General features: G+C 42.4%; 22 protein-coding genes and 1 riboswitch. Of the genes, 16 read left to right on the forward strand and 6 right to left on the reverse strand.

Going from position 1 to position 25,209, the window contains the following annotated elements; translation table 11 throughout:
* The first annotated feature begins 51 nt into the window (after window positions 1-51).
* From ACESPO_RS07755 to ACESPO_RS07775, 5 genes are read left to right on the forward strand one after another with little or no spacing between them, the layout of a single operon-like run.
* The gene (locus ACESPO_RS07755; protein ID WP_009262263.1) at window positions 52-699 is read left to right on the forward strand and encodes a histidine phosphatase family protein; all 648 of its coding nucleotides are present in this window, start codon (window positions 52-54) and stop codon (window positions 697-699) included.
* Entirely contained in the window at window positions 638-1,603 is a 966-nt protein-coding gene (gene cbiB, locus ACESPO_RS07760) for an adenosylcobinamide-phosphate synthase CbiB (RefSeq protein WP_499788660.1), read from the forward strand. Before ACESPO_RS07755 ends, cbiB begins: the two co-directional genes overlap by 62 nt.
* A 55-nt stretch (window positions 1,604-1,658) precedes the next feature.
* Window positions 1,659-2,705, forward strand: a complete 1,047-nt coding sequence (gene cobD, locus ACESPO_RS07765; protein ID WP_009262261.1) for a threonine-phosphate decarboxylase CobD — start codon at window positions 1,659-1,661, stop codon at window positions 2,703-2,705.
* Entirely contained in the window at window positions 2,687-4,216 is a 1,530-nt protein-coding gene (locus tag ACESPO_RS07770; protein ID WP_016438433.1) for a cobyric acid synthase, read from the forward strand. The genes cobD and ACESPO_RS07770 overlap by 19 nt, the downstream gene beginning before the upstream one ends.
* Window positions 4,217-4,247: 31 nt before the next feature.
* On the forward strand, window positions 4,248-4,889 hold the full coding sequence (locus ACESPO_RS07775; RefSeq protein WP_016438434.1) for a precorrin-8X methylmutase: 642 nt from the start codon (window positions 4,248-4,250) through the stop codon (window positions 4,887-4,889).
* 93 nt (window positions 4,890-4,982) lie between these two features.
* On the opposite strand, the gene ACESPO_RS07780 is transcribed toward ACESPO_RS07775, so the two are convergent.
* The 5 genes from ACESPO_RS07780 to ACESPO_RS07800 are packed head-to-tail and all read right to left on the reverse strand — an operon-like array spanning window position 4,983 to window position 8,594.
* On the reverse strand, window positions 4,983-5,777 hold the full coding sequence (locus tag ACESPO_RS07780) for a sirohydrochlorin cobaltochelatase (RefSeq protein ID WP_016438435.1): 795 nt from the start codon (window positions 5,775-5,777) through the stop codon (window positions 4,983-4,985).
* A 10-nt stretch (window positions 5,778-5,787) separates the two neighbouring features.
* Window positions 5,788-6,699, reverse strand: a complete 912-nt coding sequence (locus tag ACESPO_RS07785) for an energy-coupling factor ABC transporter ATP-binding protein (protein WP_016438436.1) — start codon at window positions 6,697-6,699, stop codon at window positions 5,788-5,790.
* Complete coding sequence (gene cbiQ, locus ACESPO_RS07790; RefSeq protein WP_016438437.1) at window positions 6,699-7,469, reverse strand: cobalt ECF transporter T component CbiQ; 771 nt, start codon at window positions 7,467-7,469, stop codon at window positions 6,699-6,701. Before cbiQ ends, ACESPO_RS07785 begins: the two co-directional genes overlap by 1 nt.
* 56 nt (window positions 7,470-7,525) lie before the next feature.
* Complete coding sequence (locus tag ACESPO_RS07795; RefSeq protein ID WP_008975082.1) at window positions 7,526-7,843, reverse strand: energy-coupling factor ABC transporter substrate-binding protein; 318 nt, start codon at window positions 7,841-7,843, stop codon at window positions 7,526-7,528.
* Window positions 7,833-8,594, reverse strand: a complete 762-nt coding sequence (locus ACESPO_RS07800; RefSeq protein WP_008975083.1) for an energy-coupling factor ABC transporter permease — start codon at window positions 8,592-8,594, stop codon at window positions 7,833-7,835. Before ACESPO_RS07800 ends, ACESPO_RS07795 begins: the two co-directional genes overlap by 11 nt.
* Before the next feature lie 230 nt (window positions 8,595-8,824).
* Window positions 8,825-9,001, reverse strand: a riboswitch (cobalamin riboswitch).
* A gap of 194 nt (window positions 9,002-9,195) precedes the next feature.
* Between ACESPO_RS07800 and tdh the strand changes: the two genes are divergently transcribed.
* The 11 genes from tdh (at window position 9,196) to ACESPO_RS07855 (ending at window position 24,160) form a co-directional block, all read left to right on the forward strand.
* Complete coding sequence (gene tdh, locus ACESPO_RS07805) at window positions 9,196-10,272, forward strand: L-threonine 3-dehydrogenase (protein WP_119988002.1); 1,077 nt, start codon at window positions 9,196-9,198, stop codon at window positions 10,270-10,272.
* Window positions 10,273-10,319: 47 nt separating this feature from the next.
* Window positions 10,320-11,522 (forward strand): glycine C-acetyltransferase, encoded by a 1,203-nt coding sequence (locus tag ACESPO_RS07810; protein WP_499788661.1) that lies wholly within the window; start codon window positions 10,320-10,322, stop codon window positions 11,520-11,522.
* A 323-nt stretch (window positions 11,523-11,845) separates the two neighbouring features.
* A complete protein-coding gene (locus ACESPO_RS07815; RefSeq protein ID WP_499788662.1) occupies window positions 11,846-13,081 on the forward strand; it encodes an ABC transporter substrate-binding protein in 1,236 nt (411 codons plus the stop codon).
* A gap of 37 nt (window positions 13,082-13,118) precedes the next feature.
* Window positions 13,119-14,051, forward strand: coding sequence for a carbohydrate ABC transporter permease (locus tag ACESPO_RS07820; RefSeq protein WP_119988009.1), 933 nt, complete (start codon window positions 13,119-13,121; stop codon window positions 14,049-14,051).
* Window positions 14,051-14,872 carry a carbohydrate ABC transporter permease gene (locus ACESPO_RS07825; protein ID WP_008975088.1) on the forward strand — a complete coding sequence of 274 codons (822 nt, stop codon included), beginning with the start codon at window positions 14,051-14,053 and terminating at the stop codon, window positions 14,870-14,872. Before ACESPO_RS07820 ends, ACESPO_RS07825 begins: the two co-directional genes overlap by 1 nt.
* Before the next feature lie 123 nt (window positions 14,873-14,995).
* Window positions 14,996-17,989, forward strand: coding sequence for a glycoside hydrolase family 2 TIM barrel-domain containing protein (locus ACESPO_RS07830; RefSeq protein ID WP_336305237.1), 2,994 nt, complete (start codon window positions 14,996-14,998; stop codon window positions 17,987-17,989).
* A 14-nt stretch (window positions 17,990-18,003) separates the two neighbouring features.
* Window positions 18,004-20,316 carry a glycoside hydrolase family 65 protein gene (locus ACESPO_RS07835; protein ID WP_120105340.1) on the forward strand — a complete coding sequence of 771 codons (2,313 nt, stop codon included), beginning with the start codon at window positions 18,004-18,006 and terminating at the stop codon, window positions 20,314-20,316.
* An 11-nt stretch (window positions 20,317-20,327) separates the two neighbouring features.
* A complete protein-coding gene (locus ACESPO_RS07840) occupies window positions 20,328-21,188 on the forward strand; it encodes a DMT family transporter (RefSeq protein ID WP_120105341.1) in 861 nt (286 codons plus the stop codon).
* A 121-nt stretch (window positions 21,189-21,309) separates the two neighbouring features.
* Window positions 21,310-21,948: a beta-phosphoglucomutase gene (gene pgmB / locus ACESPO_RS07845; RefSeq protein ID WP_120105342.1), complete on the forward strand. Its 639-nt coding sequence runs from the start codon at window positions 21,310-21,312 to the stop codon at window positions 21,946-21,948.
* Between the two features lie 137 nt (window positions 21,949-22,085).
* Window positions 22,086-23,087, forward strand: a complete 1,002-nt coding sequence (locus ACESPO_RS07850) for a LacI family DNA-binding transcriptional regulator (protein ID WP_008975094.1) — start codon at window positions 22,086-22,088, stop codon at window positions 23,085-23,087.
* A gap of 47 nt (window positions 23,088-23,134) precedes the next feature.
* Complete coding sequence (locus ACESPO_RS07855; protein ID WP_499788663.1) at window positions 23,135-24,160, forward strand: M20/M25/M40 family metallo-hydrolase; 1,026 nt, start codon at window positions 23,135-23,137, stop codon at window positions 24,158-24,160.
* A gap of 174 nt (window positions 24,161-24,334) precedes the next feature.
* On the opposite strand, the gene ACESPO_RS07860 is transcribed toward ACESPO_RS07855, so the two are convergent.
* Window positions 24,335-25,201 (reverse strand): B12-binding domain-containing radical SAM protein, encoded by an 867-nt coding sequence (locus ACESPO_RS07860; RefSeq protein ID WP_499788664.1) that lies wholly within the window; start codon window positions 25,199-25,201, stop codon window positions 24,335-24,337.
* Between the last annotated feature and the right edge of the window lie 8 nt (window positions 25,202-25,209).

Here is a 25,209-nt window from a genome sequence, read left to right on the forward strand (position 1 = left end):
AAGACGACAAATAGAAACAGTGATAGATTCCTTGTAAATTGATGGAGAAATATGAAAGAAAGAAATTTAGAACAGAAGAAAACACCGATGTGGATCGATTTGGTCCGCCACGGAATGACAAGGGGCAATGAGGAGCGCAGATACATCGGGATCACCGATGAACCGCTTAGTGAGAGAGGAAGAAAACTGGCAGAACAGTGTATGTATGAGATGCCGGAGATTGTGTTTTCCAGTCCGCTGAAGCGCTGTGTGGAGACGGCAGAAATTTTATATCCCGACCAGGATATTTATATTATAGAAGAATTAAGAGAGTGTGATTTTGGAATCTTTGAAGGCAAAAATGCAGAAGAACTGTCCAAAACAGAAGCTTATCAGAGGTGGATCGACAGCAATGCAACGATTCCTTTTCCCGGTGGAGAAAGCAGGGAGGGGTTTCGCAGTCGGTGTCTTTTGGGCTGGAAGAAAGTGATTTCTGTCTGCCAAGAGCAGCAAAAAAAGTCTGCCGCTGTCGTGACACATGGTGGTGTGATTATGAATTTGATGGAGACCGTCACAGCGTTTGAAAAGTCGTTTTATGAATGGCATGTCAAAAATCTGTGCGGATATTCTATTTATATAGAAAAGGAGTTAGAAAAGAATGGGAAATTGGATCTTACCTGCGGTACTGACGGGTTTTCTTATGGATCTTTGCATTGGTGATCCAAGATGGATGTATCATCCGGTCTGTATGATCGGAAATGCCATCACTGCCTGCGAAAAGTGGCTGCGGGCGTGGTTCCCGAAGACAAAAAGAGGGGAACAGATGGCGGGAGGAGTGCTTGTACTTTGCATTGTGAGCGGGTGTGTTCTGATTCCGGGAGGGCTTTTATTTCTCGCATACCGTCTGCATCCTGCAGCAGGATTTATCCTGGAATCGTGTATGTGCTGGCAGATGTTGGCGACAAAATCTCTGAAAACAGAAAGCATGAAGGTCTATGAACGATTACAGGCAGAAGATATCGAGGGGGCGAGAAAGGCTGTTTCGATGATTGTGGGACGAGATACTGCCGCGCTTACCGAGGAGGGAATCACAAAAGCTGCGGTAGAGACAGTTGCGGAAAATACTTCCGATGGGGTGATTGCGCCACTGCTCTATATGATGCTTGCAGGAGGTGTGGGAGCTTACTTTTATAAGGCAATTAATACCATGGATTCTATGGTTGGATACAAAAATGAGAAATATAAAAATTTCGGAACTTGCGCCGCCAAACTGGATGATCTTGTTAACTACATTCCAGCAAGGCTGTCTGCATGGTTTATGGTTGCAGCGGCGGCGGTAGAAGGGCATCACTGGAAAGATGCGATCCGAATTTACAGAAGAGACAGAAGAAATCATGCCAGCCCGAATTCTGCTCAGACAGAGGCTGTCATGGCAGGGGCGCTTGGAGTGCAGCTTGCGGGAAATGCATGGTATTTTGGAAAATTATATGAAAAGCCGACAATCGGAGATGACAAACGAAAGATAGAGGCAGAAGATATCCGGAGGGCAAATCAGATGTTGTATGGAACAGCGGTGATCGCAGTGCTTGCATTTACTATGCTGTATATAGAAATTTGTCTGTAAGAAAGCATGAAAAAGAGATGGAAGTATCAAGAGAAGAAAGGCAGGAGAAGAGAATATGAAAAAACTGATCCACGGAGGAGACGTTTACCGGAATCCGGATTGTATCGATTTCTCGGCAAATATTAATCCGCTGGGACCACCGGACAGTGTAAAAAAGGCGGTGGCAGCGTGTGTAAATGACATCGCACATTATCCGGATGTGCAGTGCAAAGAGTTAAAAAAAAGGCTTGGATGGGCAGAGCAGATGGAAGAAGAGGCGCTGATCATTGGAAATGGTGCGGCGGAGCTGATCTTTGCGCTTGGATACAGTCTCAGACCGAAGCGGGCGCTCCTGCCGCAACCGACATTTGCAGAATATGAGCAGGCGCTTCTGGCAGCAGGCTGTGAAGTTTTCTATTACCCACTATCAGAAGAAAATGGATTCCGGCTCACAGAAGACTTTTTGCAGGTGCTGACCGGGGAGATAGATATGGTATTTTTGTGTAATCCAAACAATCCGACCGGAGTTTTGACGGAGAGAGATCTTCTGATACAGATTCTGAACCGGTGTAAAGAGAAACAGATTTTTTTAGTTGTAGATGAATGTTTCCTCGATTTTGTAGAGGAGGCGGAAGCATTTGAATTAAAGGAAATGACAGAGTTATACTCAAATTTGTTTCTTCTCAAAGCATTCACAAAGCGCTACGCAATTCCGGGGCTTCGGCTTGGGTATGGAATTTGCCAAAACAAGGAACTGCTAGAAAAAATGGAACAGGCAGTGCAGCCGTGGAATGTCTCGGTTCCGGCTCAGGCGGCAGGAATTGCGGCATTGGAAGAGGATGCGTATGTAAGAAGAGCAAAAGCGTTGATTCGGGAAGAGAAAGCATATCTCAGAAAAGAACTTATCCGGCTTGGGATGAAATGCTACGCATCTGAGGCAAACTATATTTTTTTTCGGGGAGAAAAAGGGATGTGTGAAGGGTGCCGCAGGCAGGGGATTCTTATCCGGGATTGTCAGAATTATCCAGGGCTCTCGGAAGGGTTTTATCGTGTGGCAGTGCGGACGAGAAATGAAAATAAAAAGCTGATAGAAGGGATAGAAAGATGGCAAAAGCAATTATGATACAGGGCACGATGTCCAGTGCAGGAAAGAGTTTGATTGCGGCGGGGCTGTGCCGGATCTTTCGGCAGGACGGATACCGGTGTGCGCCGTTTAAATCACAGAACATGGCACTGAACTCCTTTATCACAGAAGATGGTCTGGAAATGGGAAGAGCACAGGTAATGCAGGCGGAAGCAGCAGGGATTGAGCCGTCTGTATGGATGAATCCGATTCTCTTAAAACCGACCAACGATATGGGATCTCAGGTCATCGTAAATGGAGAAGTGATCGGTACGATGAAGGCCAGAGATTATTTTGCTTATAAGAAACAACTGATCCCAGATATTCTGCGCGCATATCAAAAATTGGAGGCAGAATATGATATCATCGTAATCGAAGGTGCCGGAAGCCCGGCGGAGATCAATCTGAAGCAAGATGATATTGTGAATATGGGTATGGCAAAATTGGCCAAAGCGCCGGTTCTTCTCGTGGGAGACATTGATCGTGGAGGTGTGTTTGCACAGCTTCTTGGGACACTTCTTTTGTTAGAGGAAGAGGAAAAACAGATGGTCAAAGGTCTGATCATCAATAAATTCCGGGGAGATAAGACGATTTTGGATCCGGGTGTCGTGATGCTGGAAGAAAAAGGAGGGATTCCGGTTGTAGGAGTTGCTCCGTATCTGCAGGTGCAGTTAGACGATGAGGACAGTCTGACCGAACGGTTTTGGATGAAAGAGGCGGCAGGAAAGATTGATATCGCCGTGATCCGTCTTCCGAGGATTTCCAATTTTACAGATTTTAATGCGTTGGAAGTGGCAAAGGAAGCGTCTGTCCGCTATGTGGAACATGTGAGAGAATTGCAGAAGCCGGATTTGATCATTCTGCCAGGCAGCAAGAATACAATGGAAGATCTCAGATGGCTTAGGGAAAGCGGTATGGAGGCAGCAATCTTAAAAGCACACGCAAAAGGGACAGTTATTTTCGGGATCTGCGGAGGATATCAGATGCTTGGGGAGACAATCAAAGATCCCGAGCAGATGGAGGCTGGAGGAACGATCCAGGGGATGGGACTGCTTCCGGTGGATACTGTATTTTCCACAGAAAAGACAAGAACTAGGGTGGAAGGAACCTTTAGTATGCCGGGAGGAACATTAAAAAGGCTTGCGGGGATTCCGCTTTATGGATATGAGGTGCATATGGGACAGACCGTATGTCGAGGGCAGACGCTGACAAAATTACAGGAAACATCCCATAAAAGAGAAGCATTCCAACTAGAAAAAGAAGGGGAGAAGGCAGATGGATGCTGGAAAGAAAATGTATATGGCACTTATGTGCATGGCATTTTCGATGGGGAAGGCGTTGTGCCGGCAATCTTAGAAGCGCTTGCAGAGAAAAAGGGGATTACACTTTCCGATTTGGAACAAGTGGATTTTGCAGCTTTTAAAGAAACGCAGTATAATCTTCTCGCAGAAGGATTGCGTGCACATCTGGATATGGAAAAAATCTATGAGATTTTGGAGACAGGAATATAGAATCTGTCAAAACTGAGAAAAGGAGATATCGATGAAGATTGCATTAGAAAAAGTAGAACCGGCACAAATCGAAAAGAGAAGTTTTGAAATCATAGGAGAAGAACTGGGTGAGCGGAGCTTTCCAAAACTGCACGAGCCGATCATTAAAAGATGTATCCACACAAGTGCAGATTTTGATTACGCAGACAACCTGGTCTTCTCAGAGCATGCGGTGGAAACAGCTCTCGCTGCGCTGAAGCGGGGAGAAGCGATCATCACTGACACAAACATGGGAAAAGCAGGGGTCAATAAAAAAATCTTGCAGAAACTAGGAGGGGAAATCTATTGCTTTATGGCAGAGGAAGACGTGGCGGCTGCGGCCAAGGAGCGAAAAGAGACACGTGCGGTAGTCAGCATGGAGAAGGCGGCAGAATTAGGAGGACATCCGATCATTGCAGTAGGGAATGCTCCGACAGCGCTTGTGCGCCTCTATGAATTGATTCAGGAAAAGAAAATTTCTCCGTCATTGGTCATTGGAGTTCCGGTAGGTTTTGTCAATGTGGTGCAGTCCAAAGAGCTGATTATGGAAGCTGGAGTGCCATATATTGTGGCAAGAGGAAGAAAAGGGGGAAGCAATATTGCAGCTTGTATCTGCAATGCACTGTTGTATATGATTGAGAGAGATGGAAAATAAAGAGAAACACACGCCTTGTATAGACTGAAAAGCAGCCTTACAAGGCGTGTGTTGCATTTGAGATCACCAGGGAGTATACAGCTCTAAAATGGCCTATGCTTCTGCCAGTGCATCTTCGATATGCTGGAGAAATATTTTACGGATCGCTTCATATTCTCCAAGTCCCTTTAAGATGCATGTCACCGGATATCCAAGTGACTGAAATTGTGATTGCCAGGAATCTTCGTCTTCTCCAGCCATATCGTTTACAGCGTGATCCCCTGCAACGATCATAAAAGGAGCAAGATAAATCTGCTCTGGGTGGGTTTGATCAACGAGGCGCAGCAGCGTATCCATATCGGGATAAGCTTCTACTGTTCCGACAAAGATATTTGGATATCCCATCTCTTTGAATTGATAATCCAAAGCAGCATAGATTGCATTGGAATAATGTGTAGTTCCATGTCCCATAAGTACGAGAGCATCTTTTGGGGAGAGAGACGAGAACGTCTCGGTCACTGCGGCGATCACGGCCCGATTATCTGCTTCGCTTGTCAGAAGTGGAGTCCCAAACCGGATGGAGCGAAAAGCGTCACGGAAAGAGAGGGCATGCTCTTTCATCAGATCATTCTCAATTCCGTTAATAACATGGGTTGGCTGGATAATGACATCTGTGATCCCATCTGCGAGCATCTGCTCCATCGCCTCGATTACGGTGAAGATTTTCACATGGTCACGCTTCAGGATTTTTCTGATGATCATCCCACTTGTCCATGCACGGTAAATCGCAAAGCCCGGAAAAGCGGATGCGATTTCAGATTCAATCGCATCGATCGTAACTGCGCGGGTGTTTTCATGACTTGTGCCAAAGCTGACAACAAGGATTGCTTTTTTTTCGATAAAATTCATAATACAGTCCTCACTTTATATGGATGAAAATATGGTTTGCTTTCGGTGATTGTTTATTTACTGGATGCTTTTTTGCATCATCGGGTAATGCTTCCAGTCGTTGTTCAAGTTCTGTTAAAGTTCTTGGGACGGGAAGTTCTTTTGATAAAATATGCTTCCTGCACAGTGTCTGAAAAAGCGGAAGGACCGATGGCGGTCTTAAGTTGGTCCGTGCCAGTGCTTCTGTATCTGAAAAAACATCAAGCGGTGTCCCGCTTTTTAAAACACTGCCTTCGTGGATCAGAACCACTTCATCTGCCCAGGCAAATGCGTAGTCGGCATCATGAGTGGCAATTAAAATCGTCATATCATTGTCGCTAAGTTGATCGATCGATGCCCGCACAATATCGGTATGTTTCGGGTCAAGAGAAGCGGCAGGTTCATCGAGGATCAGAATTTCCGGCTGCATAACAAGAATATCTGCAATAGCAACCTGCTTTTTTTGTCCACCGCTCAGTGCATGGGTCGGTTTCTCCTGAAATGGTGTGATCTCCAATTTGGAAATGATATTGGAGACAGCCTGTCTCGCTGTATCTTTTGAAACGCCGAGATTTAAAATTCCAAAAGAAATTTCTTCATAGACACTGGCGGAAAAGAGTTGGTTATCCGGATCCTGAAAGACGATACCGATGTTACTCCTTAGCTCCAGAAGTTCTCTGCGGGAATAACCGATTTCTTTTCCGTGAAAAAACAGATTTCCGGAAGAAGGGCGGTGGATTCCGTTGCAGCAGAGGAAAAAGGTAGATTTGCCGGAACCGTTAGATCCCATCACTGCAATTTTCTTCCCTTTTTCAATTTTCAATGAAAAATCATTGAGAGAATGTGTCTGATCATTGTCATAAGAGAAATATAAATGTTTTGCTTCTAAAATCGTTTCTGACATTATGGCAGTCCTTTCCATGAAAAGTAGAGTAACAATAGTTCGTAACCGATGCAAAGAAAGAGTTCTTTTCTCTTAACAGGATACTGTTGATGGAGAACACGAATTGTTCCATCATAGCAGCGTGATTCCATAGCATCATACAGCCTGCCCGATTTCTGAATGGCACGGATGAACAGAACGGATAAAAGTGCACCGAAGGAAGAAAAGGAAGTGCGAAAATTCCGGTTGCCAAGCCGTGCCTTCTGGGCTGTGGAAATAGAAGAGGCAAGCTCGGCGAGAACAAAGAGAAATCGATAGATCAAAAGCATCAGTTCGATGAACAGAGAAGGGCAGTGCAGTCTTTCTAAAACGGCGATCAAATCAGTCATCGGTGTGGAAAGTGATAAAAAATAAAGGCAGGACACAGCTCCGAATGCGGTGCAGAAAATCTGAACGGCAAAGAGAATCGTATCCTTTCCGGCTGTGATGTAAAAAGTTCCGAGGCAGATCGCATATCCTGACAGTGGTGTCTTTGAAAAATTAATGACCACTGTCAAAGTACTCAAAAGAAGGAAGAAAAACGGAATACATAAAAGCCGTATGTAGCGGGTAGCAGGAATGCCACCCACACATACGGTCAAAAATCCGGTAGTTGCAAAGACGATCGCTGCGATCACAATGGAGCGGTTCCAGACACAGATGAACAGTGTCAGCACGGTGAAAGCAAATTTTATCTCTGCATTTCTCTCTCTTAGTTTTGAATGATAACAAAGTGTGTCGATTTCAAACATAGACAGTCCTTTCCGGGAAAATGATAATATAGGAAATAAAAAACGGTCGTCCGTCTTTATTTTGCAGGTTGAGATTCTGCTTTGGATTCGTGTTTTGCGCGTTCTCTCAGCACACCGAGCAGATATCCAAAGACTCCTGCACCAAGCCCGGCCTGAAGACAGAACAGAAGACTTTCTGTCTCACCTCCCGGTGGCTCCAGAATCGGGGAAGCCCATGCTTCATAATCTGGGTTGATTTCTGTGATGGCAGTTTCTGCTTCGCCGTCTGCACCGCCAAATTCAGAACCTTTATTTTTGCTCATCGTAAGCGGGATTACGGCAATTAGTACGCAGAGCAGTAATAAAATAATGATAGATTTTGCTTTACTTGACATTTGCAGCACCTCCTTTGAAGTATCCAAGTGCAGATAATTCAGATTTTGCGTAAGATTCCAGACTCATGATAACGACAACCGTCAGAAGTCCTTCGATGATTGCAAGTGGCACCTGAGTCGCTGCAAAGATCCCCATGAACTTCACTAAAGAAGCAGAAAATCCACCGACTTCGGAAGGGTAGGCGAGAGCGAGCTGGAAGCTTGTAATACAATAAGTAAATAAATCGCCGAGAGAGGCCGCAAGAAAGATTGTGACCATTCGATTCAGTTTTAATTTCTGACAGAGCTTATAGATTCCAAATGTCAGAAGCGGACCGGCGATTGCCATGGAAAATGTATTTGCTCCAAGTGTCGTAAGACCTCCGTGAGCGAGAAGTACTGCCTGAAATAGGAGGACGATCAGTCCTAAAATTCCGGTGGCACATGGTCCGAACAAGATCGCACCGAGTCCTGTTCCTGTCATATGAGAACTGCTTCCTGTAACAGATGGGATTTTCAGGGCAGATAAAACAAAGGCGTAAGCTCCTGCCATTGCTAAAAGGATCAGAGTCTTCCGGTGTTCCTGAATTGTTTTCTTCAGAGAGAAGAATCCTGCGATCAGAAATGGAATACAGAGAATGCCCCATGCGATGCAATAAGTAACTGGAAGATAGCCTTCCATAATGTGCATTGCATTTGCGGCAGGATAAATACCAAAACCGATGGCAAGTATGGTTGATAAAGTGACGAGTTTCTTTTGTGTTTTGTTCATTGATTATTCCTCCTGCATTTTGCTGCTTATTTTGTAAAAGAAAATTTTTACAAAATAAAAACCTGTCATGCAAAAAAAGCAGACAGGTATGCGCGATAAAGGGGCTGTCATAAAAGAAAGTTTTACAAAAGAAGCAACCGGTATCTGTCCAGATACAGGCTGTCACTTGCTCAGATCTTCTATATTTATGACACCCTCTTTATACACCTAGTCATCGCTCGTAACTATGTGTGAATCTTATGCAACAGACAGGTCTTCTGACTCAGGTATCAACACCGTCAGCCGCCTTCCCAGTATCCCAGTGGCATATTGGCTGACGATTCCTCCAACACAGTGGCGGGACCGTATGAGAATCTCACTCATTTCCCTATTATCCCTTGCGGGCATCTGATTGCACTCAATTATATCAGAAGTGTATCGTGTTTTTTCTTCTCTGTCAATGGTGAATGTTGTAAGAAAACAAGTGTTTCTGCTATACGGACAGTAAAATAAAAATGTTCGCGATATGCGGAAAAAAGTCTTGAAAAAAATGTCAAAATAGAGTATGATAAATACAAATGGTGATAATACTGAATCACAATTACACGGAGGGAAAAATAAGATGAACGATAATAAAATGTGGGCACTTGTAAAAGAAACAGCAGCTCCGGGACTTGCATTAAAAAGAGTACCGATTCCGGAAGTTGGTACAAACGATGTGAAGATCAAAATCCATAAGACAGCAATCTGTGGAACAGACGTACATATCTACCAGTGGAATGAATGGGCACAGCACACCATTGCCGTAGGACAGACAGCTGGACACGAATATGTTGGAGAGATCGTAGAGATGGGATCTGGCGTAGAAGGATTCAACATCGGAGATATTGTATCCGGAGAAGGACATATTGTATGCGGAAAATGCCGTAACTGTCTGGAAGGGCACAAAGAGAACTGTAAAGATGCAAAAGGTGTCGGCGTAAACCGCGATGGAGCATTTGCAGAATACCTTGTCATCCCTGCTGCTAACGTATGGCCGACAAATCCGGCAATCCCGGAAGAGATGTATGCAATCTTTGATCCATTTGGAAATGCGACACATACAGCACTTTCTTATGAAGTATTAGGAGAAGATGTGCTGATCACAGGAGCAGGACCGATCGGAATCATGGCAGCGGCAATCGCAAAATTTGCAGGAGCAAGACACGTTGTTATCACAGATTTTAACCAGTATCGTCTGGATCTTGCAAAGAAACTGGGAGCAACAAGAACAGTAAATCTTGCAAATGAGAAATTGGAAGAAGTCATGAAGGAAATCGGAATGACAGAAGGATTCGACGTTGGTATGGAAATGTCCGGAGCACAAGCTGGATTTAGAGACATGATCGACAACATGAAGCACGGCGGTAAGATTGCAGTATTAGGACTTCAGAGACCAGATGCACAGATCAACTGGGAGACAGTTATCTGGAATGGACTGAATATCCGCGGAATTTACGGACGTAAAGTATGGGATACATGGTATAAGATGACTACAATGCTTCAGGCAGGACTGGACATCTCTGATATCATCACACATAGACTGAATATTAAAGATTACAAGGCAGGATTTGAAGCAATGATTTCCGGACAGTCAGGAAAGGTTATCCTGAACTGGGAAGACTTAGATCAGTTAGAGGCACAGTCACAGGAATTTTAAGATCGAAAACGACAAAAAAGTTGTCTGAAAGAAAGGAAGATTTCAACATGGCACGTAAAAATGATATTTTAAGTATCTACACAAAAGAAGTAGAAGACATTAAAGCAGCAGGATTATTTAAAGGAGAAGCTCCGATCGTTTCTCCACAGAGCGCAAAAGTAAAACTGGAGGACGGAAGAGAAGTTATCAACATGTGTGCAAATAACTATCTCGGACTTGGAGACAACCAGAGACTGATCGATGCAGCAAAGAGAACATACGATGAGAGAGGATACGGAGTTGCATCTGTACGTTTTATCTGTGGAACACAGGATATTCACAAACAACTGGAAGCGAAGATTTCAGGATTCCTCGGAACAGATGATACGATTCTTTACTCTTCTTGTTTTGATGCCAATGGTGGGTTGTTTGAGACAATTTTAACAGCAGACGATGCCGTTATCAGCGATGAATTAAATCATGCTTCTATCATCGACGGAGTACGTCTCTGCAAAGCAAAACGTTTCCGTTACAAAAATAATAACATGGAAGATCTGGAAGCAAAATTGAAAGAAGCAGATGAAGCCGGAGCAAGAATTAAACTGATCGCAACAGACGGTGTATTCTCTATGGATGGAATTATCTGTAACTTAAAAGGTGTATGTGATCTTGCAGACAAATACAATGCACTCGTGATGGTAGATGACAGCCATGCGGTAGGATTTGTCGGAGCTCACGGACGTGGAACAGCAGAGCATTGTGGTGTAGAAGGATGTGTGGATATCATCACAGGTACTTTAGGAAAAGCACTTGGTGGAGCGTCAGGCGGATACACATCAGGAAGAAAAGAAATCATCGATCTGCTTCGTCAGAGAAGCCGTCCGTATTTATTCTCCAACTCTCTTGCTCCGGCAATTGCAGGTGCAAGTATTGAAATGTTCAATATGTTAGAGGAAAGTACAGAACTTCGTGACCACTTAGAAGAAACAACAGCATACTATCGTAAACAACTTGTAGACAACGGATTTGATATCATCATGGGAACACATCCATGTGTACCTGTAATGTTATATGATGAAGTGACAGCAGCAGAATTTGCAGAGCGTATGAGAGCAAAAGGGGTATATGTTGTTGCATTCTCTTATCCGGTAGTTCCGAAGGGAAAAGCAAGAATCCGTACACAGGTATGTGCAAGCCATACAAAAGAAGATATCGACTTCATTGTAAAATGCTTCATCGAAGTAAGAGAAGAAATGGGATTGAACAAATAAATATTGCTTACGCCATGATTAACTATTATAAAGAAAAGGCATCCACGATAAAAAAGTGGGTGCCTTTTGTGTTATTGCTTTTGCCTAAAATGGAAAAATGGTCAGTGAAAAAAGCTAAGGAAATCAGTAAAAATAAATTGATACAACATGATTGAAATTCATATAAACATAATAAATGCAATATTTATTGTATAAAATACACAAAAATGTAAATATAAAATAAGTAAAATATACAAATTATATTATTTACTTAGTAAAAATGTTGACTTTTTACTAAGTAAATAATATAATAAGCACATATTAAAAAGCGAGGAGGAAACGATATGAAAAAGAAACTGGTGGGAATGCTTATTTTGGCAATGACAGCGACGACAATTTTAGGTGGCTGCGGCAGCAAGGAAGGAAAAGAAGAGACAAGTGACGGAAAAGTGAAGATTCGTTTTGCTTCCTGGGATACTGCCGAGGATGTAGAGCGTCAGCAAAAACTGGTGGATCAGTTTAATGCAGAGCATGATGATATTGAGGTGACGCTGGAGGCATACGGAAGTGATTTTGATACGAAAATCAGTGCGGGTATGGGTTCAGGAGATACCCCAGATGTGATGTATATGTGGAATTATCCTGCATATGCAGATGGGCTGGAACCGTTAGACTCATATATCGAAAAAGAAGGGGAAGATTATAAATCTAATTTCTATGATACATTGTGGAATTACAATTCACTGGATGATACAACTTATGGTATTCCAGTAGGATTTACAACACATGCATTATTCTATAATAAAGATTTATTTGCAGAGGCGGGAATTGAAGAACCGACAAACGACTGGACATGGGATGACCTTCAGAAAGCAGCAAAGACCATTTATGAGAAATGTGGTGTCAAAGGTTTCTCCTTCCAGATGAAGCCGGATCCATATGATTTTGAAATGTATCTGTGGAGTGATGGAGCAGCTTACACAGATGAAGACGGCAATCTTGAGAAGAATCTGAACTCTAAGAAATCAAAAGAAGTATTTGAAATGTTCCAGGAGATGGAAAAAGAAGAATACGCAGTTGCTACAGAGAAAACAGGTACGGATGAATTTCGTGCGGGAAATACAGCGATGTATGTATATGGATCCTGGGCGATTAATTCACTGGAAGAAGACGGCATGAACTATGGTGTAGTGAATATTCCGTCATTTGCAGATGCAGATCATCCGTCCGTAAGTATTCTTAGTTCTTCGGGAATCTCAATTTCAAAAGATTCAAAACACAAAGAAGAGGCATGGGAATTTGTAAAATTCTGGACAAGCGAAGAGATGAACAAAGAAAGAATCGGCCTGGAACTTCCAGTGTTAAATAGTGTTGTGGAATCAGAGAAAATTATGGAACAACCACAGTATGCACCATTCTACACGATGTTGGAACAAAGTGACGGATATACTCCTGCAAGTTTTATTATTGACGAATGGTCAGAATTATCAGAAAGTCTGTCTTTATCTTTTGAACAAGTATTTAATCCGAGTGTGTTGGAAAAACCATCTGATGTACTAGATGAAGCCGCACAGCAGTAAATAATGATAAAGGAACCCGAATGGGAGGAAAGAGAGAATGAAACAAAAGAAATTTCTGAAAACTGCAACTCCGTATCTGTTTATTATGCCGTGGATTATTGGATTTGTAGTGTTTACAGTAGGACCGTTGATCTTATCTCTGATCATGAGTTTTTTTGACTGGCCTCTTACGGCTACGCCGGAATTCAGAGGACTTGGCAACTATATGGAGATGTTCACAAGTGATAAGCAGTTTTGGAAATCGCTGACGATTAGTTTGAAATATGCAGCAATCTTTGTGCCACTGAACATGGGAATCGCATTGTTTCTTGCAATGCTGATCACACAGCCGGTCAAAGGTGTGAAGATTTATCGTACAATTTTCTATATTCCGGCAGTAATCTCTGGTGTTGCAACATCGATTATCTGGGGATGGATCTTAAACGGAGAGTATGGAGTGTTAAACTATCTGTTATCTCTTCTTGGAATCAAAGGACCGAAATGGCTCGTCGATCCTGCGTGGGCACTGTTCGCGGTAATACTTGCCAGTGCGTTCGGTGTTGGTACAATGATGCTGATCTTTTATACAGATATTAAAAACATTCCGATTGATGTGTATGAGGCTGCTTCCATAGATGGAGCAAGTCCGGCAAGACAGTTTTTTAGTATTACACTGCCAATTATCACACCGACGATTTTGTTTAATCTGATTACATCGATTATCAGTTCCTTCCAGCAGGTAACACTTGTTATGCTGCTTACAGGAGGAGGTCCGCTGAAATCTACTTATTTCTATGGGCTGTATACATATAACAATGCGTTTAAGCATCATAAGCTTGGATATGCCAGTGCAAATGCATGGGTTATGTTTATTATCATTCTGCTTCTGACAGCTCTTGTATTTAAATCTTCTTCTGCATGGGTATTTTACGAGACAGAGGCGGGAGGAAGTAAAAAACAGAAGAAACACAAAAGAGGGGGTAGAAAGTAATGAAAATGTCAAAAAAATCAAAAGTCATTATTTATGCACTGCTGACACTTGTTGCCGTTTACTTCTTGGCACCTTTTGTGTATATGCTGTTTACAACATTTAAGACAGAGGCAGAAGCGATCGCATATCCGCCAAAGCTTTTTCCGGAAAAATGGCTTTTTGGAAACTTTAAAGAGGCGTGGGAGGCACAGCCTTTCGGAACTTATTTATTGAATTCTATACTGGTAACAGTCGGAACAACGGCAGGTCAGGTGCTTTCCTGTTCACTTGTTGCATATGGATTTGCTAGATACAATTTTAAGGGAAAGAATATTCTCTTTATGATCCTTCTCTCTACAATGATGATTCCATGGGATGTTACAATGATCCCACAGTATATGGAGTTTAAAATGTTTGGATGGATCAACACATTGAAACCGCTGATTATTCCGGCATGGTTTGGATCGGCATACTATATATTCCTGATGAGACAGTTCTTGATGGGAGTGCCGAGAGATTTTGAGGAGGCAGCAAGAATTGACGGTGCGAATGCATTTCAGATTTACTGGAAGATCTTTATGCCAATTTTGAAACCTTCCTTAATTCTGGTCGGTGTGCTCAATATGATTAGTGTATGGAACGATTACCTTGGCCCATTGATTTTCTTACAGGATAGAAGTAAATATACACTGGCGCTTGGACTTGCTTCCTTTAAAGGAGTACATGAAACACAGATCATTCCGATGCTCTGTATTACCGTTATCATGATCATTCCACCGATTCTGATTTTCATTTTTGCACAGAAGTATATTGTGGAAGGTACAAGTGGTTCGATTAAATAAGAAAAAAAGAAAATAGAGTCGCAGGAATTCCTGTTTGCAACAGGTACAAGGAACCAGGTATCAAAAATAAGAGGAGTTTCCTGCGAACATAAGAAAAATAAGATAAGACGAGGAGATTTATACATGGTAAGGCGAGAAAGAAAAAGATGGGAAGATATAGCAGTAGAACAGATCGGGAGACGAGAAGCGAGAACTGCCTTCTATCGGGATTCCGCTCCGAAAATGACATTGAATGGAGTGTGGAACTTTTTATATCTAGAAGCGCCGGAATTATCTCCTGAAGGGTTTATGAATAAAGAAATAAGCAAAGAGGGATGGGATCAGATTGATGTCCCATCCGTTTGGCAGTTACGCGGATACGATCATATGCACTACACGGATGTATTGTATCTGTTTCCGGTTAACCCACCATTTGTTCCGACAGAAAACCCGACAGGAATTTATAAGAAAACGATAGTTCTGGATGAAAACTGGATAAAAAATGATACAATTTTAAAATTCCACGGAGTGGACAGTGCATTTGATGTGTGGGTAAATGGTGTTCATGCAGGATATAGCAAAGTAAGTAGACTTCCGAGTGAATTTGATATCACAGAACTTGTGAAAGAAGGAGAAAATGACATTACAGTCCGAGTGTATAAATGGTCGGATGGAACCTATCTGGAAGATCAGGATATGTGGTGGATGTCCGGGATTTTCCGGGATGTAGAACTGATCAATGAGCCAAAAAACAGTATCTTGGACTGTGCTGTCGAAGGAACACTGGATGACAGTTACAAAAACGGAATTTTAAATGTTTCTGTAAAAACAAAACATAATGTGACACTGACTTGGAAACTGGAAAAAGACGGACAGATAATCGCAGAGGGCGAATGCCGAACAGAAGAAAAGAAGGCAAATTGGTCAGAAAATGTTGGGGAAATCAGACCGTGGACAGCAGAGACACCGGAACTTTATGTGTTGACTGTTTCAGCAGGAGAGCATGAAGTGCAGGTGAGAACTGGATTTAGAAGAATTGAGATCATTGACAATAATTTCCGTGTCAACAATACTGTAATTCTGTTAAATGGAGTGAATCATCATGATTATAATCCAAAGGAAGGAAGATGTGTCACCTATGAACAGACAAAGGCAGACATTGTTCTGATGAAACAGCACAATATCAATGCAGTTCGGTGCTCACACTATCCGGCAAATGAATATCTCTATGATCTGTGTGATGAATATGGATTGTATGTGATCGACGAGGCGGATCTAGAATGTCATGGATTTGAGTGGACAGGGAATTACAAATGGATCACAGATGATCCGGAGTGGGAAAAATCTTATGTGGACCGGAGTGTCAGAATGGTCAAACGAGATCGCAATCATCCATGCATCATTATGTGGTCGATGGGAAATGAGTCAAGTTTTGGACATAATTTTCGCAGTGCAGCAGAAGCCATTCGTGAATTGGATGATACAAGACTTGTACATTATGAGGGAGACTTTGAGGCAGAAGTGTCGGATGTTTACTCTACGATGTACACAAGATTAAAACCACTCAAAGAGATTGCAGAATATAAAATCAAAGGAGATAAACCGCATGTGATGTGTGAATACGGACATGCGATGGGAAATGGACCAGGAGGTCTGAAAGAACATCAGGAGTTGTTCCGGAAATATAAAAGACTTCAGGGCGGATTTATTTGGGAATGGTATGATCATGGAATCTACACGGAAGAGAATGGGTATGAATATTACCGTTATGGAGGAAATTATGGAGATTTTCCGACAAATGGAAATTTCTGTATTGACGGACTTCTGATGCCAGACCGCACTCCGTCCCCGGCATTGGCAGAATATAAGCAGGTAATCGCACCAGTGGAAGTGACAAAAGTACCTGGAAAATATAGAGAAATCCAGCTGAAAAATTATTATGATTTCCGCAATCTATCCCATTTGGAACTGAGATGGTGGATTCAGGCAGAAGATCAGACAGTGCAGGAAGGAAGAATTACAGAACTTGCGGCAAAACCTCAGGAGGCACAAAAGATTCAGATTCCATATGTACCGTTTGAGGCTGAGAAAAATGTAGACTACTATCTAAACATTTCTATCTGTGAGAAAGAGAAAACGCTTTATGCATCGGCAGGACATGAAATTGTAAGAGCGCAGTTCCCGATGGAAATCCACTCTGAAGTACTGGAAGAACGTCCGCAGGGAGAGGCACTTAAGGTGACAGAAAAAGAAGGAATCCTGACTGTACAAAATGAGAAGATTACAGTGCAGTTCCACTCAGTATTTGGGAAATTACTTTCTGTTTCTGCTGATGGCAGAGAATTTTTAACTGCAGGACCAGAGATGAGTGTCTACCGTGCAACAATTGACAACGATATGTACAAGAAAGAAGACTGGATGAATAAATATTTTATTCAGAAACCGTGTGAGCAGACAGAATACTTCCGTTATCATGAAAAAGAAGATTGTGTGACAGTAGAGATTGGAAAGTATTTTGGATGTTATAATCAGTCATGGGGATTTATATGTGACTATGAGTACAGAGTCTATTCTTGCGGACAAGTGAAAGTAACACTCAACGCAAAGACTGTGCAGAATGGGAAAGAAGAACCAGAATTTCTCCCGCGTATTGGAGTTCAGATGAAAGGAAACAGAGAACTTCAGAATGCGATGTGGTATGGAAGAGGATTTGGAGAAAACTATGTGGACAGCAAAGAGGCTGCCTTTATGGGAATTTATAAGAGCGGTGTAGACGGTATGATGACAAATTATGTATATCCGCAGGAGAATGGACACCGGGAAGATGTGAAATGGTTCTCAATCGGAGATGGCAAAAATGCAATGCTTTGCATGATGGAAGCACCGCTCGGATTGAATCTGTCCAATTATACGGACGAGAGTCTGGAAAAAGCCGGCCATGCATGGCAGATGGAGAAAGCAGAGAATGTGATTATTCATCTAGATTACAAACATTCCGGACTCGGAAGCAACAGTTGCGGAGAAGAGCAGATTGAACGTGCCAAAGTAAAACGCCAGGATTTTTCGATGGCATTTACACTGCAGATGATAGAAGCGGGAACAGAAAAAGAGACTGCAAAGAAAAAATATCTTGACTAAAGGAGTGAAGGAAGATGATAAGAGATAGATTTTCAGAGAAATTACAGACATTGCTGGGTGGTGACGAATGGCTGATTCTCCAGGATGAATATGATGCGGCGGAGAATCTGAACTATGAGAGTCTGTTCTGTCTGACAAACGGGTATCTGGGGACAAGAGGAAGCTATGAGGAAGGGACGGTGAAGAGTCTTCCGTGTACATTTGTCAATGGTGTGTTTGACAAATCCGAGACATTTATGCGGGAACTGGCAAATCTTCCAAACTGGCTTGGAATTAGATTGTATGTAGAGAAGGAACTGATTGGGATCGAGAATTGCAGTATTCTGGAATTTAGCCGGGTACTGGACATGAAACATGCGATGCTTGTGAAGCGGTTTCTTCTGGAAGATAAAAAGGGAAGGCAGACACTGGTAGAAGGAATTCGTTTTGTGAGCCGGGCAAATGTACACCGGATGGCAGTTAAGCTGTATGTGACTCCGATCAATTATGATGGTATCATTGAAGTCGAAAACATTGTGGATGGTTCTGTGATCAATTTCGCAGATGCGCCGCGTTTTAAAGTGAAACACACTTATCTTGTGGCAAATGAAAGACTGACGGAAAACGGCGTATATATTGAGTGTGCGACAAGGGATAATCATCTTCATGTAGGAACCGGTGCATTCCTTGATGCAGAGAGAAACGGAAAGAGCGTGATCAAGACAAGACAGTTCTATGCGTTTGGAGAACAGACCATAGAATTCCAAGATTTTGATGCAGAGCAGGGAGTGACAACAGAAATTACGAAATATGCAAGTATTTACACAGAACGGGATCTTCCAAAATACGAGCTGCACAGTGCTGTGAAAAACGAGATTGATGCATTTGTGGAGCGAGGATTTGAGCAGGAACTGGCAGAGCATTTCAAAGTGTACGAGGAGATGTGGAAAGAAGCCGATATTCAGATTCAAGGAGATTTTGATTTGGATCGCGCAGTGCGTTTTAATATCTTTCATCTGATGAGTACAGGAAATGAGCATGATGATCGTGTGAATGTAGGGGCAAAGTTGCTTCACGGTGAGGAGTACGGTGGACATGCTTTTTGGGATACCGAATTGTTTATGCTTCCATTCTTTGCTTATGTTTTTCCGAAAACAGCAAAAAATCTGGAATCTTATCGCTATCGACTTCTTGATGCTGCGCGCGCAAATGCGGCAAAGAACGGATACAAGGGCGCACAGTATCCGTGGGAATCTGCAGACGATGGAACAGAGCAATGTCCGGATTGGACAATCGAACCAGATGGAACCTGCTACCGCTGTTATGTAGCGGATTATGAACATCATGTGACGGCTGCTGTCGCCTATGGAATTTACGATTATGTGAAGATTACAAAGGATACTTCTTTCTTATTAAAAAAGGGAGGAGAGATTCTTATGGAAACAGCAAGATTTTGGGCAAGCAGATGTGAATATATTACAGAAAAAGATCGTTATGAGATCCGCAAAGTGACGGGACCAGACGAGTGGCATGAACCGGTGGACAATAACGTGTATACCAATTACCTTGCAAAATGGAATTTAAGATATGTAATAGCTCTGATCCAAGATTTAAAAGAGCATCACAGAGAAGATTATGACAGAATCGCAGAGAAGATTTCACTGACAGAGAAGGAAATAGAAGAGTGGAATCTGGTGCAAAGTAAGATATATCTGCCGAGAAAAGAAGGAACACAACTGTTAGAGCAGTTTGAAGGTTATTTTGACTTGCAGGAAGTGACGATTCAGGAGTATGATAAGAACGATTGGCCAATCAGACCAGCTGAATTAAAGACAATGAAGACGAAGGAAACTCAGATTATCAAGCAGGCGGATGTTGTCATGCTCTTGCACTTGATGGGGGAAGAATTTGATGAAGAAACGACAAAGTTAAATTACAGCTACTATGAGAAGCGTACACTTCACGGATCTTCTTTAAGCCCGAGCATTTATTCTATCATGGGGTTGAAAGTAGGGGATGACACGAAGGCATACCGTTATTTAAGAAGAGCGGCATTTATCGACTTGATTAATCTCCAAAAGAATACAAGGGAAGGAATCCATGCAGCAAATGCAGGAGGTGTATGGCAGACAGTTGTATTTGGGTTTGCGGGGCTTTCCATTGATGCAGATGGAATTTTAAATATTACACCTAAGATGCCAAAAGAATGGGAAGGAGTGACTTTCCGGATTCATTATTTAAATTCCTGGCTGGAAATCAGTATTGATGCCAAGAATAACGCAGCTGTCAAAGTGCTGGAAGGGGCACAAACAGATGTAAAAGTGAATGGAAAACTTATGAGAGTCTAGGAGGAAACAATATGAATCATTATCTTGCAATTGCCGGGCTGGTAGTTGTGACTATCATCTGGGGCGGAGGTTTTGTGGCGAGTGATATGGCGCTTGAGAGTCTGCTTCCGTTTCAGATTATGGCAATCCGCTTTTTCCTTGGAACGGTGATGATGGGAGCAATCAGTATCAAAGGATTAAAGGGGATTAAAAAGCAGGAAGTAAAGGCGGGGGCGCTGATGGGTGCAGCCCTCTTTACTGCCTTTGCATTACAGATTATCGGACTGCAGTATACGACACCGTCAAAAAATGCATTTTTGACAGCGCTCAATGTGGTGATGGTTCCGTTTATTGCCTTTATCATTTGTAAAAAGAAAATTGGGGTAAAAGGAATTATCGGGGCAGTGATGGCAGTAGTTGGAGTTGGCATTTTATCTTTGGAGAAAAATCTAACATTGGGATTGGGGGATGCACTCACGTTGATCTGTGCGGTTGGATTTGCCTTCCAGATTTTCTTTACAAGTATTTATGTGAAGAAATATCGTGCCACTGTTCTGAATTTTATTCAGATGCTGACAGCATTTGTGCTGTCCGTAATCAGTATGTTCTGCTTTGGAGAAACACAATTTGCAGTGACGACGAAAGGATGGATCAGCGTGTTATATCTCGGTGTTGTCAGTACAACGCTCTGCTATCTTTTGCAGACAGCCTGCCAAAAGCATGTGGATGAGACAAAGGCCGCGATTATCTTGTCGATGGAGTCTGTGTTTGGAACCTTATTTTCCATCATCATTCTGCATGAGCAGATCACACTTCGGATGGTGATTGGATGTGTGATCATTCTTGCAGCAGTCATCATATCAAATCTTGCAGAAGTGCAGGAAGAAACATAAAAGTAAAGAGAGAATTTGCTGAGAATAAATAGGATGTCTGTAAAGAAATGGACACAAATAACAGAAGAATTATGAAGAGGGAAAATTACAGAAAAACAGTAAAAGAAAAGAGGGACATGGTATGAAGTATCAGGCAGTTATTTTTGATCTGGATGGCGTGATCTGCCATACAGATAAGTATCACTATCAGGCGTGGAAAGAAATCGCAGATGAACTGGGTATTGAATTTAATGAGATGATCAACAATCGTCTGCGTGGTGTAAGCAGGATGGAGAGTTTTGAGATTATTTTGGAAAAATACAATGGGAAAATGTCCGAGGAAGAAAAAATTCATTATACAACAAAGAAAAATGAAGTGTACAAAAAACTTCTGAAAAATATGTCGGAGAAAGACCTGACTGCAGAAGTGAAAAGCACGCTGGAAAGATTGCGGGAGTATGGGTTGAAGCTGGCAATCGGTTCTTCCAGTAAAAATGCTGGTTTTATATTGGAAAGACTTGGACTTGGCAATTTCTTCGATGCTGTATCTGATGGAAATAATATCACAAATTCGAAACCGGATCCGGAGGTATTTTTAAAGGCGGCAGAATTTGTCGGAGAAAAACCGGAGGATTGTCTCGTCGTAGAAGATGCAAAGGCAGGGCTTGAGGCAGCAATTGCAGGGAAGATGGACTGTGCGGCGATTGGAGATGCTGTCGCATGTGGAATGGGTACATATAATTTAAAATCTTTTGCAGACCTTCTTGAGGTAGTATCTTAAGATTGTCAGTGGCACCCGATGATACTTGCGGATGAAAAACAGGTATGATAAAATAATACTATTAAAAATAATTTTTTTGGAAAAAAGCAAAAAAATTGTTTTTATTGAGAGTGTTAACGGATGGAGGAATGGATTACGTGGCAACGATTAAGGAGATAGCAGAACTGGCGGGAGTGTCGTTAACTACAGTATCACGGGTGCTGAATTATGACGAAACATTAAATGTCCAGGACGAAACGAGGAAAAGAGTATTCGAAGCGGCGGAACAGCTGGAATATACGATAAAAGGAAAGAAAAAGAGAAAGAAAAAACTGAAAATCGGTGTTCTTTGTTCTTATTCTCTGGAGGAAGAACTTGAAGATACGTTCTATTTGTCTGTACGGGTAGCGATTGAAAATAAAATTGAAAGAGAAGGATTCAAGAAATATCAGATACGAAATACAGACCAGGCAGAAGCAGTGGCAGCGCTAGATGGTTTGATTTGCCTTGGAACATTCAGTAAGTCCATGGTTGATCACATTGCATCATTTGGTAAGCCGGTGGTTCTTGTGGATGCCGCAGCAAAGAGAGAAATCTGGGATTCGATTGTCACAGATACAAAAAGGTCTGTCCATAAGGTACTCGATTGCTTTTTGAAATATGGTCATCAGAAAATTGCATTTATTGGTGGGGATGAAGTTGATTCCGATGGAAATGAAGTAATCGATGAGAGACTAATTGCCTATCAGACATATATGCAGGAGAAGGGATTGTTTCAGGAGAGTTATATTAAGATTGGAGGCTATACTCCAAAACATGGCTATCGTCTGATGAAGGAGTTGCTGGAATTAGAAGATCGTCCGACAGCGATCTTTGCAGCCAATGATTCTCTGGCAGTTGGATGTTACAAAGCGGTGCAGGAGAAGGGGCTTCATATTCCGGAAGATATTAGTATCATTGGCTTTAATGATATTTCAATGGCAAAATATATGATTCCACCATTGTCGACAGTGCATGTTTATATGAAATTCATGGGAGAACAAGCTGTGACTCTTCTGGCAGAGAGAATCAGCACAGAGAGAGAGATTAGTATGCATATATCTATTCCGGCAGAACTTGTGCTTCGGGATAGTGTGGGAAAAAATAAAGCGGTTTTGTAAAATGTGCAGTGGAGAGAGAATGAGGAAGAGTGAAGAAGGTAGAATGTATGAATGAAAAAATTTTAGAGCAACTTTTAAGTGAAATATCAGTATCTGGTTATGAAGAGCCGGTACAAAATGTAGTAGAAGCACAGATGAGTGATTGTGTAGATGAGATTAGGCGAGACGAGATGAGTAATCTGATCTGTGTGATCAATCCGGAAGCAGAAAAACGGATCATGCTTTCTGCGCATGCCGATGAGATTGGTCTTATGATTTCTAATATTACAGAAGATGGTAGGATTCAGGTGATTGACCGTGGTGGAATCATTCTGGGAACGTATCTTGGACAGCAAGTTCAGATTAAGACTGCAAATGGAATCATCTACGGTGCGGTTGAAGCTTGCCGGGAGTTAACAAAGAAAAGTGACCTAAAAACATCAGATTTTCGGATTGATATTGGAGCGAAGGATAGAGAGGATGCTCTTCGTTATGTAAGCCTCGGAGATCCGGTCGTTCTTGATACACAGATTCGCAGAATGGCAAATGGAAGAATCACTGCGAGAGCGTTGGATGACAGAATTGGTGTATTTATTATCATGGAAGCATTGAGAAAAGCGAAAGAGAGAGGATGCAAGGCGGGGGTCTATGCGGCATCGACAGTTGGAGAAGAGACGACAAAGAGTGGTGCTTATTGGACAAGCACAAGAATCCGTCCGAACCTGGCAGTAGTTGTTGATGTGACATATACAAGCGATTATGAAGGAATGAATCCGGCAGATGCAGGAACTGTTGTGCTTGGCGGGGGACCGGTATTGTGCAACAGCCCAATTGTTGTTAAGAAATTGAATGAACAGATGAAAGCCTGCGCGGAAAAAGCTGGAATTGAAGTGCAGATCGAGGCAGCAAGTCGTTTGAGTTATACGGATGGGGATAAGATTCATTTCTCAAATCAGGGGGTTCCGATGGTGCTGGTATCGATTCCGCTGCGGTATATGCATACGCCGGCGGAAGTTGCAGATCTGAAAGATGTACAGGGCTGTATTGATCTGATTGCAGAATTTTTATTGGCACAAAGTGCAGAGAAAAACTAATCTGAAGAAAGAGAAAGTAAGAAGAGAAAACAGAATAAGAGAGCTTTTGAAAAGAAAATGATATGCTCCCTTCCGGGCAGATAAGGAACAGCCAAGCTTATCGCCGGGAAGGGAGTATGTTTTTATTACATGGAAAATCTCGCTTACGAGATTCTTTGTTTATAGAAGAGTATTCTATGTGTCTGCCATCTGAGATAAGTATTCCATCGCGCGCAGCAGTTCTTCTTTTTGTTCCGGAAGTCTTCCGCGCAGCGTGTAAGTGTTTAAAACAGTCGTATCTTCAAAAAGACAATCTTTTACTGTGAGATTTTCAAGAAGCAGATACTCTTCTCTGAGTATTTCTTCAGGTGTCATTGGATCAAAATGTCCTCGTTTACTCTCGCGATACAGAGGAGTACCCGGGAACAGGTGAAGCTTCAGACACCAGATATCTTTTGGATGGATCGTATTTAAAAATTTTGCAGTTTCAATTGCGTGAAGTCTCGAGAACGTGCGACCTCCAAGACCGAGAATGACGGTGACATAATATCCGATCCTGGCACGATCCAGCATGTGAAAACCTTTGCGCATATCGGCAGAAGTTACACCTTTATTCATTACATCAAGAATTGGATCGCTGCCGGACTCCAGACCAAGATGCAGGTCAGAGAGTCCGGCTTTTTTGAGCAGTTCCAGTTCCTCAGGAGTCTTTCGAAGTACATCGTCAATGCGCGAATACATTGCAAATTTTTTTACTTGTGGCATGTAGGTCCGCACAAGGGAGAACAGGCGCAGCAGGCGCTCACTCTCGATGACAAATGCATTTTCTCCAAGGAAAAAGACACGGGGATTCTCGGGTTGGAGTTTTGAAAGTATTTTTAGATTTTCCTCGATTTTTTCATCGGAGTGAAGGGAAAATGTATCTTTGGCAAAGTCGCAGAACCGGCATTTTCCCCAGCTGCATCCGAGCGCTACTTCCAGCGGGGCAGACTGTTCCTCCCAAGGAGGAAGATAAATGGTATCGTGTGTATAGATTGATGCGTATAATTCTTCACGTGTCATAGAAGAAC

Source organism: Coprococcus sp. HPP0074 (assembly GCF_964238105.1).
In the GTDB taxonomy this organism is placed as follows: domain Bacteria; phylum Bacillota; class Clostridia; order Lachnospirales; family Lachnospiraceae; genus Faecalimonas; species Faecalimonas umbilicata.